Source organism: Pedobacter sp. 01N310 (genome assembly GCF_056399805.1).
On sequence record NZ_JBFTSB010000009.1, the window covers coordinates 215,635 to 232,710 of the forward strand.

Annotated in this window: 10 protein-coding genes; 6 read left to right on the forward strand and 4 right to left on the reverse strand. The window is 39.3% G+C overall.

The genetic code is table 11. The annotated features are described in order from the left end of the window. Window positions 1-371: 371 nt before the first annotated feature. From AC1DNH_RS18445 to AC1DNH_RS18460, 4 genes are all read right to left on the reverse strand, one after another. Window positions 372-3,623 carry a TonB-dependent receptor gene (locus tag AC1DNH_RS18445; protein ID WP_477580589.1) on the reverse strand — a complete coding sequence of 1,084 codons (3,252 nt, stop codon included), beginning with the start codon at window positions 3,621-3,623 and terminating at the stop codon, window positions 372-374. Between the two features lie 170 nt (window positions 3,624-3,793). Beyond that, window positions 3,794-4,816 carry a FecR family protein gene (locus AC1DNH_RS18450; protein WP_477625565.1) on the reverse strand — a complete coding sequence of 341 codons (1,023 nt, stop codon included), beginning with the start codon at window positions 4,814-4,816 and terminating at the stop codon, window positions 3,794-3,796. A gap of 492 nt (window positions 4,817-5,308) precedes the next feature. Further along, window positions 5,309-5,899, reverse strand: a complete 591-nt coding sequence (locus AC1DNH_RS18455) for an RNA polymerase sigma-70 factor (protein ID WP_477583661.1) — start codon at window positions 5,897-5,899, stop codon at window positions 5,309-5,311. A gap of 72 nt (window positions 5,900-5,971) precedes the next feature. Further along, window positions 5,972-7,381, reverse strand: coding sequence for a S41 family peptidase (locus AC1DNH_RS18460; protein WP_477583659.1), 1,410 nt, complete (start codon window positions 7,379-7,381; stop codon window positions 5,972-5,974). A 191-nt stretch (window positions 7,382-7,572) separates the two neighbouring features. Here AC1DNH_RS18460 and AC1DNH_RS18465 point away from each other — a divergent pair, with 191 nt between their 5' ends. From AC1DNH_RS18465 to AC1DNH_RS18490, 6 genes are all read left to right on the forward strand, one after another. After that, the gene (locus AC1DNH_RS18465; RefSeq protein WP_477583657.1) at window positions 7,573-7,809 is read left to right on the forward strand and encodes a hypothetical protein; all 237 of its coding nucleotides are present in this window, start codon (window positions 7,573-7,575) and stop codon (window positions 7,807-7,809) included. A gap of 145 nt (window positions 7,810-7,954) precedes the next feature. After that, a complete protein-coding gene (locus tag AC1DNH_RS18470) occupies window positions 7,955-8,545 on the forward strand; it encodes an RNA polymerase sigma-70 factor (protein ID WP_477583655.1) in 591 nt (196 codons plus the stop codon). A 159-nt stretch (window positions 8,546-8,704) separates the two neighbouring features. Next, complete coding sequence (locus AC1DNH_RS18475; RefSeq protein ID WP_477608799.1) at window positions 8,705-9,712, forward strand: FecR family protein; 1,008 nt, start codon at window positions 8,705-8,707, stop codon at window positions 9,710-9,712. A gap of 183 nt (window positions 9,713-9,895) precedes the next feature. Further along, complete coding sequence (locus AC1DNH_RS18480; RefSeq protein ID WP_477625566.1) at window positions 9,896-13,285, forward strand: SusC/RagA family TonB-linked outer membrane protein; 3,390 nt, start codon at window positions 9,896-9,898, stop codon at window positions 13,283-13,285. A 17-nt stretch (window positions 13,286-13,302) separates the two neighbouring features. Next, complete coding sequence (locus AC1DNH_RS18485) at window positions 13,303-14,847, forward strand: RagB/SusD family nutrient uptake outer membrane protein (protein WP_477582966.1); 1,545 nt, start codon at window positions 13,303-13,305, stop codon at window positions 14,845-14,847. A gap of 50 nt (window positions 14,848-14,897) precedes the next feature. Beyond that, window positions 14,898-16,670, forward strand: coding sequence for a metallophosphoesterase (locus tag AC1DNH_RS18490; protein WP_477582968.1), 1,773 nt, complete (start codon window positions 14,898-14,900; stop codon window positions 16,668-16,670). Window positions 16,671-17,076 lie beyond the last annotated feature (406 nt).

Consider the following 17,076-nt stretch of genomic DNA (forward strand, 5'->3'; position numbering starts at 1 on the left):
TGTTTTTCATAGGATCTTATAGGTAGGATCCATGTTTTTTAGGTTGATTTTTTTCGTTATTTAGAGGTAAGGGCAGATAATTCCTTCTTTTTTATGGAAATAAAGGCCTACATATCGCTAAATAGGATGTTTTTTATATCTTAGTATTTCTTTATTGATAACTAAGAAGAGCTGTTAGCCGCCCTTGGCTTTTAACAGTAGGTTTTTTAAATATTTCAGGTTTATCCTGGATTGCCGTTCCACTAGAAATGATCGGTTTAAACGAAGGGTTCTGGTACAACCTTTCGTTTTTTTATGGCTATGCAGGAAACTTCGTTCCTCCTTTCTGATTAACTGGTTTAACCTTATTTATACTGTTTTTCATGGTAGTTTTAAAAATTGTAGGTAATAGAGGTACTGTATGTACGGCCGAATTTTTGAGAGAACAGGACCTGATCGCCATCTTCCAATTTGTTTGTAAAGCCGGGTTTTAAGCGGTTTAAATTACTATAGTCAGCCGTTCCGGGAACATAATCGGGATTACGCTCATAGCTTCCTGTATTTCTGAAAATAACCGATGCTTTATTAAGCAGATTGCCCGCATTTACCTTTACCTCGAACCTTTTTTTATAAAATTTATAACTCACCTGTGCGTCAATCTGGTCTCTCGGGTTTTCGTATTCGATGCGGTTAAGCTCTGCACTAACAAGTGTTGTTTTCCGCCCTGATTTATTGTAGGCAATATTAAACCCAAAATGCTCATCCAAATACTGTAAACCTGCGTTGATGAGGTAAGGAGATTGCCCGTACATATTTCTTTTTACTTTGGTATTTACAACCATTTCGTTTCCATCAGGCCCAGCTGCTTTATAAGTACCTACAACATCGGCAGTTTGCAAAGTGAGATTGCCATAAAGGGTAATGCGTGATAAAAACGGATTGCTGGTAATAAAGCCAAGGTTTTTCCTGAGTTCGAATTCTAAACCATAAACTTTAGCTTCATCAGAATTTAAGATGTAGTAAAAACCACTATTTCCGTTCGATAAACTAAAAGTAACTTCAACAGGCTTATCAAAGCGCTTGTAAAAGGCACTAGCCGAAATGATTTCACCTAACCCTGGGAACCATTCTACTTTAAAATCGTAATTTTTAATTTGTGTACTCACTAATCCTTGATTACCAAACTGCGCATCGAACATAGGATCATACCTGAAAAACTGACTGTTATCCATTAACTCAGGTCTGATGGTTGTGTTAGAAAAAGCAGCCCTAATATTGATCGCTTTGGTTGGGCTATAAGTAAGGTTGGCCGATGGTAACCACCTCCATTTCTTTTCGTATGGCAACGCAAAAGAACTTGCTCCCCTTACATTAATATCATTACGTAATTCGGTGTATTTATAATATTCGGCTCTAACGCCCCAAACCAGGCGCAGTTTTTCGGCAAGGCGGTTATCCAGCATCAAATAGCCAGCCTGTGTAATGCTTTTACCTTTATAGCCATTTAGAAAATAATTGTTTATATAGTAATTGTAACCGTTATTACCAATTTTTGCTGGATCAATCATTTGGGCAATTGGGATATACCTTAAACTATCGGCTATTGTTGGGCTTTGAACCAATGATGCAATTTGCCAGTTTAACGATCCTTCCTTATGTATACCAAAATAACCTGTTTTGAAGCTGTTGTTTAATGGCCCGGTTTTAAATGGTATGCTGGCATCTCCATTCCACGAAAAATGATGTTCATTATTACTATAGTTATGGCGTGAAGTGGGTTTTATATAACCTTCTGATTGTGCGCTCGCTCCATAAAAGTATTCGTAATCGTTACCTACTTTTTTTAAGTTCTGTGCAGCAATGCCAAGATCTTTTTCTTTCCGGTCTATAGATGTTCTGGATAAATTCCATTCTAACTTTACCTTTCCAACCTGGTGCTGACCGTTCAGCTTATTTTGTGACAAATCTGTATAGGTAGGATCGTCTGCTTCTATAATTCTGTTGGGTTTTAAGCCAGCAGCAAAGAAATTTCCACCTTCGTCAGTGTCATAACCAATGGTTCGGACAAGATCGTTGTTGTAGATATGCGTATAGGTATTGCGGAAACTGAATCGGTTTTTATCCAATTGTAAACCCACATTGATCATTGCTGCAAGGGTGGTATTGAACATGTATTTGGCACCAGTGTTGGTTGTATTGGGGTTCCAGTCGCTTCTGGTTTGCTGTTCAATTGTATTGATGTTCTGGTTGTTGCGATAATTTAAAGATGCGGTAAAACCAAGTTTTTTGTTATTCGTGGTATCGATACCAATTATCTTCCCAATAGTAAACTGATAGTTTTGCGATGGGGCAGTTTTATATTTATACATCGTAAAATTATCTTTGGTAAACTTCTGGCTCTGTGCAATCAGCTTTTGCTTATACTGCTCATCTGTAAGGGTATTATTGGGTGAAATGGTACGGTCGGTGTGTTGTAAATCGGCAGGGAATTTTCTTCTTCCGTCGTCAAATCCGAAATAATCATATTTACCGCGCTGATGGCTTAAAAAATCTTTACCTGTGCTTTCATCGTTGTAAGCAGTACCTGCAGTAAAACCCATGAAATTTTCAGTGGGGATGTCTTTAGTGTTAATTTGGATCAATCCACCACCAAAACTGCTGTTCATATCAGGAGTAACTGTTTTGCTGACAACTACATTGTCAACTAGGCTGGAAGGAATGAGATCGAAAGAGAAATTGCGGGTTTGGGCTTCTGTGCTTGGCAGGGTAATCCCATCTAACTGGGCAGTGTTGTAACGTTCGCCAATACCACGCACAAGTACCAGTTTATTATCTATTGAGCTTAGCCCACTAATGCGTTTCAAACTTTCACCAATGTTTTTATCCGGTGTTCTGCCAATTTGTTCTGCGCTGATGCCATTGCTGATTTCGGAGGCGTTTTTCTGCCGGGCCAATAAACCCTCAACTGATGCTTTTTTGTAACTGGCCGTTACCACCACTTCCTGAAGGCCTTTTGCATCAGGTTTTAACGAAATGTCTAATGGTGTATTTTTGTCTGCCTTTACGTTTACCTCGCTAATGCGTTGGGTAACAAAAGAAATATAACTAACCTCTACAGTATAAGTACCAGGTTCAATGCTTAAAGTATAACTTCCATCACTGGCGGTTTGCGTGGCTTTGCCTGTTTGGATAACCTTTATGGAGGCACCAGGAAGGGTTTCACCTTTTTCATCAAGTATTTTCCCCGATATGCGTCCAGGTTTTACCGGATCAGGAAGTTTGTAAAGCAATATGGTATTGGTATCAGCAAACCTATAGGCTACCCTGGTTCCTGAAAGTATTTTTTTGAGGATCAGTTCAAGGGGCATGTTTTTTACCTCGAGGCTTATTCTGCTGTTCTGGCTAAAAATCGATTTATTGTAATTAATCGACAAGCCTGCTTTTTCCTCTAAAAGACTAAGGGCATCCGAGATGCTCATTTCGGCTATTTTGATGCTTACACTACTTTCTCCTGGTGTTTGCTCAAAGTTTCTTGCTAATGCCTGATTTGACAAAAGGGCGCACAACACCAACATAAATGCCGCTGGCCTGTAATCGAAATTGATAATATATTCTTTTATATATTCATAAAACCCTATTTTCATAGGTTCAAGATGTTTTTTAATTCTCACGGGTTAAAAACTTTTGTTTAGGAGCTGGATTGTTCGAGCAATCCGGCTCCATGTTTGTGTTAAGAGGTTTAATTTATTTTTCATAGGTGTAAATCCGGTAATAATGCGCAGGTATGTTGCGCGCTCAAGTATAAGCTAACCTATCATTGGCAGCCCTCCCCCCATACGGTAATTGTTTTAGTACCGGTATCTATTTTGTATTTCAGGTGTTTCCCACTCATTACATGTAGCTCTTTCATCACATTGGTAATACTTTTGTTCGAAAAGGTGGCATTAAACCTGCATTGATTAAGTTTATTACTCTTCAGCTCAATGTGTACATTGTAATATCTTTCCAACGATTTGAGCATATTTGGTAGCGTTACATCTTTAAAAGCGAAGCTATTTTTGATCCAGGCATTTACTTCTGTTATCCGTTCAGTATGTACAGTATAATTACGTTCCTTTAAATGATACAATATTTTCATGCCAGGAGTAAGTAGCGAAAGTTCTTTTAGTTTGCCTTGGCTGTTTTCCGAAACCTTCACTTTACCAGTGCGCACGGCAACGCTAAAGGTTCCATCTTTCGGGTAAGCATAGATATTAAACGAGGTTCCCAAAACCTGTGTCTGCATCTGCCCGCTATGTACAATAAAGGGGCTGGTGGTATCGCGTTTTACTTCAAAAAAAGCTTCTCCATCAAGCTGTATATTTCTTAAACGGCCCTTCACAAAATGTGATGGCCAGGTAAGCTTACTTCCGGCACCGAGGTATACAATAGAACTATCAGGTAAAATCAATCTTACTTTCTCGCCTTTTTGGGTGGTTTTACTTAAAAAGGCAATGGCTGTTTGTACAGGTTGTTGTGCTTTCTTATATGCATACCAGCCAAGCGATGCAGAAATGATGACTACAATTGCGGCGGCATATTTTAATAGTGGGAAGAGTGATCGGCTTTTTGGTTGGCGTTCCTCAACTTTATTCCATATCTGTGCAAGTCCTTGAACTGCGGCTAAAGAGTAATCGATTTCGTCCGTTTGTTTTGTCCAGGCTTTTTCCATTACATGGTGAAATTCACAATCGGCGTTTGCCGGGTCGGCCAGGTACTCCATCAGGATTTTTTCTTGCTCCGGATTGGTTTTACCTGCTAAGTAATGTTCAAATAGTATTTTAATGTTTTCTTTCACTTTAATGTTTGTAAGCTTTTATGCTGCGCGCTACTGTATATATGCACGAAACCTTTGATACAGCTATGTAGAAAAATATTTTTTTAGAATAAATTGTAAAGTGTTGTTTAATAGGTAATTAATTTTTGTGATCGGAGGTGGATAGATCCTGAAACAAGTTCAGGAGGACGACCGCTTGGGCTGCACTAGAAAAACCTTAATGTCCTTAACTTTTTAATGATGAAATGATGGATGATGTAAAAGGGAATATGGGTTGGGAGGATTAATAACCAATGATCAATAGCAGCCGGCTAAAAGTTAATGATAAAAGCAATAAAGATCCTGACCACGAAGTAGCTATTAGGTCTAAAAATCAATAAGAACAGCTAATAAAACAAGTTCAGGAGGACGCGCCGCTTGGGTTGCGCTGGATAAGCCTTAATGGCCTTAATTTCTTAATGATGGAAAATGGATGAGGAGAGGGCGCTTATCTTAACGCTCCACGCTAACCGCTTAACAAAAAAACACCAATAGAAAAAATAATATCGTTTCTGGAGAATAAGTGCTAAAATATTTCCGCATTATACCCAGTGATTTTTTGAGGTGATTGTTTACCGTGTTTTTGGAGATGCCCATCAACTGCGATATTTCCTCATGCGTATGGTGATCATTTCTACTCATCAGGTATATTTTTTTTACCTGTGGAGAAAGACTTTCTATTGCTTCCTGTGCAATCTGTTTAGTTTCTTTGGCATTAAGTTCGTCTTCTATGGTATTAAAAGACTGCTCATGCTTAAGGTTTTCGCTACTGTAAGCTTTTTCTCTGGCTTTTTTACGAAGTGTAGCGAGGAAATTGTTGCGGATAAGCGTATAAAGAAAAGCATCAAAATTCTTTTGCGGGTCGATCTTCGATCTGTGTTCCCAAAGCCTTACAAAAACATCCTGAGTAAGTTCTTCAGCTTCTTCCTTGTCTCGTGTAAAATGGTAGGCATAACCATATATTTTTTTGCGGTACTGATGGTAAATTTCATTAAATGCAACTGAATTGCCAGTTTTTACTGCATTCAGGAGTTTTGCGTTTTTAAAATCTTCCAACTGTTCCATAAGTAGCGGTTATGGGAGGCAAGTTAGTGGTCGCGTTTAAAGTTAATGTTAACACAATGAAAACCTTTTCTATCACTTTAATCGGTGCGTAGTTACGATACTCTGTTGGGCAGATTCTGCCCTCGAATCCATTAAAATACGATCAGCCCGGAAGTGCTCGGAAACCGCATTATTTATAACAAGTGAAGTTTTGATGGCTTTGCCTGTTATCGCAGCGATAGCTGCTTTTACCATCGGATCTGCAGGATCACCCAGTTGAAGCAAGGGCAAAATACTCATTTCATTGATTGCGATATCGGGGTTGATTCCAGCACTATATCCACCGCTGCCCTGTGCATTAAAAAGTTTATAAACAATCGGGTGCATTTCCCATTTCACCTGTTTAGGGCTTCGGGCATCAAATATCCTAAATGATGCTTCATCTTTTCCCCTTGTTTTTTCGCCGATTAGCACCACCTGAATAAAAGGTTTAAGGTTATTGATCATGACTTCTGAGGCAGATGCCGTGGCAGCTGTTGATAAAATATAAACCCGACTTAGGCCAAGGTTTTGTTGTAAGAGGGTATTGAAATTTACGGTACCATCGAAAGTAGCTGCAGTACCAATAGATTCTGTTTTGGCTCCGCCATTTTTATTGCCCCTGTAGGTAATGAAAGGTTTATCGAACGATACATTTTTAGCAATCATGGCACATATGCCTGCTGCTTCTGCTACCTGACCACCAGCGTTATAACGGAGATCGAGGATAAGCTCAGATATGCCTTCGGCTTTAAAATTACTAAAAACAGGAGTGAGTGAGCTAGCCAAACCGCCATTAAAATCCAGAAAATAGAGGTAGCCAATTTTTTTTCCGTCGCTTTCTATAACCTTGCTAATCTCCCGTTGGTCGAGTATTATACCTTTACTTAAGTCAACACTGCGTGTATCTGTCCAGGTATTGTTATTCAATTCGGCTAAACCTAAAGAAAAACGGTCGCTGTTTAAGATTTCGGTTTGCAAAGCCTGTGCATTCGTAGCGGTTAAGGTTTTGCCATTAATTTTACTGATGTAATCTCCACGTTTCAAACCAGCCCTCGAAGCCGGAGAATCCTTTAACACAACTTTAATGATCCCGATAACTTTTGCGCTGTTTTGGTCGCTTACCGTTGCATAATCAAAACCAAAATTTCTATTGCTGGGGGTTGTGGTGGTGGGGTCGTTAGGGACATTGATATAGGAGAAGCGATCGGATGAATTGCGGATGGAATTAAAAAAATCTTTTGGTGATAAACTGATATTAGGATCGCCCGGCAATTGCTCATTCCAATAATAGTAGCGTTTAAGGCTATCGAGTATCCAAGTGTTAATGCTCTCGTTGCTTCCAATTGGGTAATCGGGGTTTTTATTGCCCTTTTTGCATGAAGGCAGAATGGCTAAAAATAGAATGACAAGATAAATGCTGTAATAAGTTGCTCTTTTTAAGTGTGTTGTGGGGTTTGTCATCGCCTTTCCTAATTTTAGGAACAAACTTAAAGCTACTATTGTTAACTCGAGATTAATTTTCAAAGTCACTTTATCTATCGAATATAGCCTTAAAAGAAAAGGTTTCCTTCGTTAACTTATTATTATAAGATCGATTAACCTTAACATAACAATAATTAAATATTAGCTTTTTATAATGTTAACTTTGCGCTGTGAATTTTCCGCTCTATATCTATTACGAACTGCTGATCCGTTTATCTGAAATTGAATCCGAAATTGGTCATTATGTATCCTCAACCACAAATGAAGAAGTTTGTATACTACGTACCACAAACGGTACCGTAAAAGTTCCAGTTAACTTTTTAAAGCGACAGTTCGAAGATCCAAACCTGATCAATAAAGACGAATTAGTAGCATTAGGTAAAGATTTTAAGCCTAGCTACGAGTAATCCGGCACGCGGTCAAATAGATCGCTTCTAACTATAAATTCGCCATTGGTTTACATCCGGTTTATTAATAAATACTTAACATGTAATTAATCAAAAAATAAACTCGGAACTCTAGTTTTGCTGAAAATAGAATCATCCATTTTTTATGGAATATCCCTTACTTTCAGATCGGCAATTACTAGAAGAATGTTCGCGCGACAACCTGAAAGCGTTTAATATTTTATTTGACCGGTATTTTAACAAGCTTTTTAAATATGCGCTTAGTTATGTAAACGATGAATGTTTTGCAGAAGAAGCCATGATGGATTTGATGATGTGGCTATGGGATAAAAGGCATACACTCGAAGTACAGGGAGAGTTTAAACATTATATTTTTAGGGCGGCGAAAAACGCAACCATTAAAGCGATCAGAAAAAAGGCCATCGGAACAGCTTCAATAGAAAGTATAGAAAATCACATCTGCTTTACCAGTAACACCGCGGATTATGCAATTTTAGTGAGTGAACTGGAACAAAACTATCAGAATAAGCTTAATCTTTTAAGTCACAAGCGCAAAATTGTTTTCCAAATGAGCAGGGAAGAAGAGCTGAGCCATGCCGAAATTGCCAATAACCTCAATATTTCGATCAACACGGTAAAAAATCACCTCAAATTTTCATTGAACCATTTCCGTAAAAGTTTGCTGAGATATAGAGATGCCGCATTAATTATTAGCCTTCTACTGCTTTGGCATTAAGCTAATCCTTCCTTTTATTGCTTCAATTAATCTTTTTTTGAAATTAATTTCTTTGATTATCAGTTGTTTATGTGTTTTGTTGGAAATGCATTAGCCCCTTAACGCTTTTTTTGTCCCTTGTTAGTTGAGGGCGATTAATATGCGCCGAGCCAAACAAACATGCCCAAGTTGGTTGATCAATTACTTCTAGAAAAATTCCTTAAAGGTGAATGTTCTGCGCAAGAAGAGCAAATGGTGCGCTTATTCTTAAAACAGCCAGAGTCTGAAATCTTATTAAACGAAATCCTTTCCTCCAATCAGGCCAAAGATTGGGTGCTATTTGAAGCAGAGGATGTACCGCATATTAAACAACGATATTGGAACAGTTCAATCAACCAAAGAATTACGGCCAAACAAGAGGAGCAAGAATTAAAGGCAAAAAAGCGCTTCAATTTTAAATATGCAGCCATCTGGACCGCACTGATAATCACTACATTAAGTGTTTACCTGATCATGCATTTTAGTAAACCCGATCAACAGCTACTGGCTTTTATTGAGCGTAATAACCCAAATGGTCAACGGTCTAAAATAATTTTATCCGATAGCAGTGTCGTTTACCTTGGTGCCGGCAGTCGCTTAAGGTACCCGGAAACATTTTCGGCAGCTAAAAGAGAAATTACCCTATATGGAGAAGCTTTTTTTGAGGTAACAAAAAATCCAAAAAAACCTTTCATTATTCATACCGGAAAGGTTAGCACCCAGGTTCTTGGCACCTCTTTCAGAATAGCGGCATTTAACAATAAAGCCCTAACGGTAGAAGTAGCAACCGGAAAAGTAAGGGTAGACAGAATAAGCGGAAATAGGGTCGAATCATTGGCAATCCTTACACCTGGACAACGGGTGGTTTATTTCCGTGGCAAAGCCAATACCGAAGGTATCGACATTGCTGATGTTACTGGTTTTAAATCATCGCAGCTGGCCTTCCATAATTCGACCCTTTTAGAAATCTGTGAAACACTTGAGCGCTGGTATAATGTTAAAATCATTTTCAAAAAACGGCAAAAATCGATGGAACGGATGACCCTAACTATGGATGCAACTGTTTCAATAAATAAGCTGTTAAATGTACTTTCTGCTGCAGGAAAATTCCAATATAATATTAAAAATAACGAAATAACTATCCGTTAACATTTAAAAAATAGGAAAGGAAATCAATGGATTAAAAATAACAAACTTCCCCATCCATAGGGCGGGGAAGCAGTCTTTATCGCATTATAATCGCTTGCTTTTCGACGACAGAGCGATTAAATGAAGAAAAAAATCAACAATTATTCCGGTCTATAACCGGGCAAACTATTAATATACAAATTTATGCAAAAAGGATTACATCCTACAATTAAGTTTATGATGAGGTGTTCATTTATGCTTTTAATCGCACAGTTTACCTTTATCGGCGTGCTTTTGGCCGGGAGCGTTCACAGCCAGAACCTCGATCAGGTAATCAATATTAATTTAGATCATTCAACTGTTAAAGCAAGCTTGCTCAGCATTCAGGAAAAAAGTGGTGTTAAGTTTGTGCTGCCAGAGCGGTTGCTTAGTGGTGTGAAAACCAAAATTACGTTGGGCCAGCAAACTAAAACGGTAAAGTACCTGATCGAAAAAGTACTTGGCGAAACCAATCTCGAGTATAAATTAGTAGAGGGTTATGTGGTGATTGCTCAAAAACCTGTTCCTCAGCAACCAGGGAATATTTCTGGGCGTATTGTCGACGAAAAAGGTGGCCCACTACCTGGAGCTACTTTAAAAGTGCTCGAAACCGGACAAACCATTCAAACTGATCCTAACGGTAACTATACCCTTTCGTTAAAACCTGGCAACTATACCGTTGAAATTTCCTATATCTCTTTCCTAACGCAAAGAATGACAGGGGTAACGGTAAAAGAAGGTAAAACTACAGCCTTAAGTTTTTCCATGAAACCTGCAGATAATCAGCTTTCGGAAATTGTGGTGAGTTATGGAAAACAAAGGTTAAAAGATGTGACTGGATCTATAGCCACTATTGATGCTACTCAGCTTCAGGATATGCCTGTTGGTCAGTTCGCCCAGCAGCTTCAAGGAAAAATTGCTGGCGTACAGATAGCGCAAACCAGCGGGCAGCCTGGGCGTGGAATAGGGTTTATTATCCGCGGTGCGGCTTCATTTTATTCCAGTAACCAACCCTTATTCGTAATCGATGGTACTCCTATAACCGGAAGTATCAATAACATTAATCCAGCAGAAATTGAAAGCTTTAGTTTTTTAAAAGATGCATCGGCAACTGCACTTTATGGATCGAGGGCAGCGAATGGTGTGGTGCTGATTACCACCAAACACGCAAAACCAGGCGATTCGAAGATAGATTTTTCTACTTATTACGGTATCCAGAAGATTCCAACCGGGAAATTGCCTAAAATGATGACGGCAAGGGAATTTGCAACATTTATGAAAGAGCGTGGAGAAGACGGGTTAAAATATGAGCCAGGTTATACCATCGCTGCAGATTACCATGCCGCTTATGATAATCCCGAACAATACGGTGAAGGAACCAACTGGTTCGATCTCTTAACCCGTTCGGCACCTATCCAGAGTTACGATCTAACGGTTCAATCGGCACGCGAACATTCCTCGTCAACAGTTATTGCCGGATATCAAGAACAACAGGGCGTAGTAATCAATAACGGAACCAAGTTATTTTCCCTAAGATTCAATCAGGATTTTACTTCAGCCAATAATAAACTTAAAGTTGGTTTTAATCTGGCCCCGAGTTATAGAATGGACCATAACAATAGGTTAAGTAGCGATGGTGTTGGTGGTTATTTTGAGCGTTTTTTTGAAGCTAGTCCGTTAATTTCGCCCTATAACCCGGATGGTACTTATATCAGAAATGTGGCCTCTCCAGGGATGGTTGCTTATATCAATCCACTGGCTACTTATGAGCTTACCAACGATGATTATAATACTACCCGCATTTTAGGTAATGGTTATCTGAATTACGAATTTTTGCCAGGCCTTACTGTAAAAACGAATCTGGGCGTAGATAAAGGGGCCGAGATGCGTAAATATTTCCAGGCTGGATTGGTTACAGGAACACAGGGACAAACCACAGGAACAAGTTCGTCGGTTGATAACGGTTCGTGGACTGCAGAAGGAAACCTTGTCTACAACAAAACCTTTGCAAAAGATCATAGTATTGATGCACTTGTCGGATACTCAGCGCAACAATTTAGTACCTACAGCAATACCTTAACCGGACTTGGCTTTGCGAGTGATGATATTGAGTATTTAGGTGCGGCTACCAGTGTAACCGGTAGTAGTGGTGCTGGTTCTTATGCTTTACTTTCTGCAATTGCGAGAATTAATTACGCTTATAAAGGCAGGTATCTTTTATCAGCCGCAGTAAGGCGTGATGGCTCATCTAAATTCGGCATTAACAAACAATGGGGAAGTTTTCCTTCGGTATCTGCCGGATGGATTGTAACGGATGAAGGCTTTATGAAAAACGTAAAAGGTATCGATTTCTTAAAACTTCGTGCAAGTTATGGCATTACCGGAAATAACTTTTTTGCAGGTAACTACGATTCGCAGGCCACCATAGGTACTTATTATTACAACTTCAATAACGTAATTACACAAGGCCAAACCATTAATCGCTTGCCTAACCAGGAGTTGAGGTGGGAGCGTAACAAACAGCTTGATTTAGGCCTTGAGTTAGGTATTCTGAACAACAGGATTAATTTTACCTACGATTATTACCGAAAGTTAACTGATGGATTGATTCAACAACGTGCCATACCAACCTCTTCAGGCTTTTCTCAGATTATATTTAATGTGGGCGAACTTAAAATGTGGGGACATGAATTTTCGGTCAGCTCAAAAAACCTGGTCGGTAACTTTAAATGGAATACCAACTTAAGTCTTTCATTCGACCGTAACCTGATTACCAATTTGGTTGATCCTGGTTTTATCAGAAGAAATGTTACTGTAAGTTCAGATTATTTCCGTCAGCAGGTTGGTCATCATTTAGGAGAGTTTTACGGATTTGTTTTCGAAGGTTTATACAAAGATGCTGCAGATCTGGCTAATTCGGCTAAGTATTTAAGTACCCCTGCAAAACCTAACGGCAATTCAGATATCGGCACCATTAAGGTTAAAGATATTAATGGCGATGGCGTAATTGACGATGTGAACGACCGTACTTTTATTGGCGATCCAACACCAACCTTTACCGGTGGTATGGTGAATAATTTTAAATACAAAAACTTCGATCTAACTGTTGATATGACTTTTTCGGTAGGGGGTAAAATTTTAAATGCCGCCAAATGGGCCTATCAAACCAACATGGATGGTTCGAGGATTTTGCTGGCAGCAGCAGCAGACCGTTGGCGATCGGTAGAAAACCCGGGATCAGGCATTTACCCGAGAACCAAATCTGGAACTACTGGTATTGGCCGTAACGTGAATACACAATGGATTGAAGACGGATCTTATTTGGCTGCCAAAAATATTTCACTGGGTTATACCATACCTGTAAAAAACCTCATGCTGAAAAACCTTCGTGTTTTTGCTTCCGTTCAGCAGGCCTTCGTTATCACCGGTTATTCGGGAATGAACCCCGAAACAAATGTGGGCGGATCAGACCCGACTTTGGGTGTTGGGGTAGATGAAAATGCCTATCCAATTCCAAGAACCTTTTCTCTAGGGATCTCAACCACATTCAGATAACCATTAAAGCTAAAAAAATGAAAAAGATATATATAGCCATTATACTGTTAACCATTGGAGTCAGTTCATGTAAAAAGGATTTTATTGCACTTAATCCCGAAGATTCTTATACTGATGGGGTATTCTATAAAACCGAACAGCAATTCCGTTCTGCTGTGGTAGCTGCTTATGCACCTCTAAGGGATGTTTTAATAAACGACTATTTTACCTCCGAAATGCATTCAGATAATACGGTGTACCAGCCTATTCCTGGAAATAGGGGAACGGCCTATGTAGAGCGTGAGAATATTTCTGATTTTACCAATACCTCTACCAATGCTTATGTTTCGGCAACCTGGCAACACAGTTATACAGGTATTTCACGTTGTAATATCATTATCGAAAGATTGAAAACTTCCGATCTTGGCGATGCCGTAAAAGCCAATTTGGATGGACAGGCGAAGTTTTTAAGGGCGCTTAATTATTTCAAGCTGGTTCGCCTATATGGCGGGGTACCATTGTCGATAGCCGAAGTTAAAACAGCAGAAGATGCATTTAAACCTAGAGCTACCGAAGCTGAAGTTTATGCCCAGATTGTTGCTGATGCTAAAGATGCTATCAATGAGCTTTCAGCACCAACTAAATTCCCGCAAACTGGCGAAGCAACAAAAGGTTCGGCCACGATGTTATTGGCTAATGTTTATGCTGTTCAAAAAAAATGGGCAGAGGCCGAAACTCAATTGAATAGTCTGTTAACCATGGGTTACGACCTCAATGCGAATTATGCAGATACCTTTTTACCTGCCAATAAAAATGGAAAGGAATCGATTTTCGAAATCCAGTTTTTAGGCGGTACCATTACAGGTTCTACGCCTAATGCACTGTCATTCCACTTTCTGCCCAGAAGTAAGGATACCAGATTGCTCACCGGTATTGCGATCGATAATACAGGTACAGGAGGGTGGAATACCCCAAGCAGCGATCTGATTGCTGATTTTGAAGCCAATGATAAACGTCTTGATGCCGCTATTGGTATTGCCGAAGGTACTTACGATGCCAGCAGTTATTTTGTTTATTCGGCAGTTAAAAGTATTGTCAATTATACTCCTGCTGCAGGCAAGATTGGTGTGCCATACATTAAAAAATACCTGCACTCGCCACTTGCAGCAACCACGGGTTCTAGTGATGACTTTCCGATATACCGTTTTTCTGATGCATTATTGTTATTGGCCGAGGCTTTGAACGAGCAAGGAAAATCGGCGCTTGCTTTAGCACCACTAAATAGGGTGAGGAAAAGAGCTGGTTTAACGGATATTGTAAGTACCGATCAAACGGAGCTTAGAACAATTATTCTACATGAGCGCCGGGTTGAACTGGCTTTCGAAAACAGCAGATGGACAGATTTATTGAGAACTGGAAAAGCAATTAATGTTATTAATGCATTTGGTGTTAAAATAAGGCAGCAGCTTCCATTTCTTTCCTCAGATGCTTACGTAATCGATAATCACCATTTATTATTTCCAATCCCACAAAACGAAGTTGGACTAAATCCTAAGATCATCCAAAACCCAGGATACTTTTAAGATTGAAGTATAAGACAAGTAAAAGAAGAATAAAATTTAATTAAGTAAAAATGACCATAAATAAAGCACTGTTAAAGAAAAGCCTTTGCATTTTTTTAAGTGCACAAATGTTATTAACTACAAGTGCAAGCTTAATACCTGCGTTGCAGGAAGAACGTTTAGCAAACGATGAATTTGCGATCGTTGTACTACCCGATACCCAATATTATACTTCAGAGAAGAATGGCGGGAAAAAGGAGATGTTTTCGGAGCAGACCGAGTGGATTGCAAAAAATGCAGCAAAAGAAAACATTAAATACGTAATCCATCTTGGTGATATTTCTGATGATGGGGAAAAATTCCCACAACAATGGGTAAATGCTGCCGGGTCGATGTATAAATTGGAAAAACCACAACCTGGTTATCCGCAGGGTATTCCATATGGTATGGCCGTAGGCAACCACGATCAAACCAAGAGTCAATATCCCTTAAGTGGTAAAACCGATCAGTACAATAAATATTTTGGCGTGGATCATTTTAAAGATAAAAAATGGTACGGCGGGCATTATCGTGATAATAACGATAGCCATTTCGATCTTTTCGAAGCAGGCGGTTATAAATTCATTGCTATATTTTTTGAATATGATTCTTATGATGAGGATATTGAAGGATTGAACAAATGGGCAAGTGCGCTACTTGAAAAATTTAACGATCGGAAGGCCATCTTAGTGAGCCATTCTATTATTCATTTTAATAAGAAAACCGGTACCAACGAAAAGGGCTTTCCGAAGTTTTCTAAACAGGGGCAACGGATTTTCGATCGTTTAAAAAGTTACCCGAATGTGTTTTTAACTTTATCAGGCCATGTGGGCGATAACGGTGAAGGCTACCGTCAGGATGGTTATGCGGGAAATGTGATCAAATCATTGTTATCAGATTTTCAGAGCAGGCCAGATGGGGGGCACGGTTTAATGCGGCTCATGAAATTTTCTAAATCGAAAGACCTGATCAGTGTACGTACTTTTTCTCCGGTAACAGGTGAAGAAGAGGCCGATGCCGATAGTAAATTCACACTTCCCTTGTTCCACCATACCACAGTGGCCAGGTATCAGGATTATAACAACGATGGCATTAGCGAAATCGCATTTTTTTCTAATGGTACCTGGAAAATATCGGGGGAGGCAGATATTGCCTTTGGTAAACCTGGCGATGTTGCAGCTCCAGCCGACTATAATGGAGATGGTAAAACGGAGCTTGCGGTTTTCAGACCATCCGAAGGAAAGTTTTATATCCAGGGTGGGAAAGATGTTGTACTTGGCCAGGCAGGCGATATTCCCGTGTGTGGAGATTGGGATGGAGATGGTTTTGCAGAAGCTGCTGTTTATCGTCCTTCTACATTAACATGGTACTTTGATGGACTGGATAGTGTGAAATTCGGACATAAAAATGGTGTCCCTGTTCCTGCAGATTATGATGGAGATGGGATATTGGATGTAGGCATATTTCGTAAAGACAACTCTTTATGGCAAACCAGTCTCGGTAATATTCCTTTGCAGGTTAAGCATACACCGGGCGATATTCCGGTACCTGCAGATTATGACGGCGATGGTAGGGCAGAGATGGCTGTTTTCAGACCTTCAACAAACGAATGGATTATCGACCGCTTTAAAGAACCGGTGAAATTTGGACAAGAAGGAGATATTCCTGTTCCAGGCAACTATTTAGCTGGAGGGAAATCTAGTTTGGCTGTATATAGAAACGGCTTAATTTACCTTCAGAATGGTAAACCCATTGACGCCAAAAACGGAAAAGCCACTGATTTGATTAATAATAAGAACCGTTAATCTCTGTTGCTATTTCAGCTGTTAAGAGTGATATTAAATTTTTAAGCTGAAAACAAAGAGGTTGTATCATAAATATAGATTTGTCATCCTAGGGGATAATTTATTGTATAAAAATCAATATTAATGACAGGTGAATTTAAGAGAAATAATATCGTCATTTCGACTGAAGCTTACCGATTTTTCATCGGTAGCGTAATGGAGAAATCTTTAAACTTTTCAGTAACATAGTTCAAAGATCTCTCCGCTCCGCTTTGCTTCGGTCGTATTCTAGGTTTACCACAATTGCAAATTTATTTTAAGAAAAACTCTTTTTTTGGGAGTTTTTCTTAGCTTTTATGACGCTCTCCTATAATTCTCGACATACATTTCTCCTCTCTTAACAAGTGAGAACATCCTTAAAATCAGT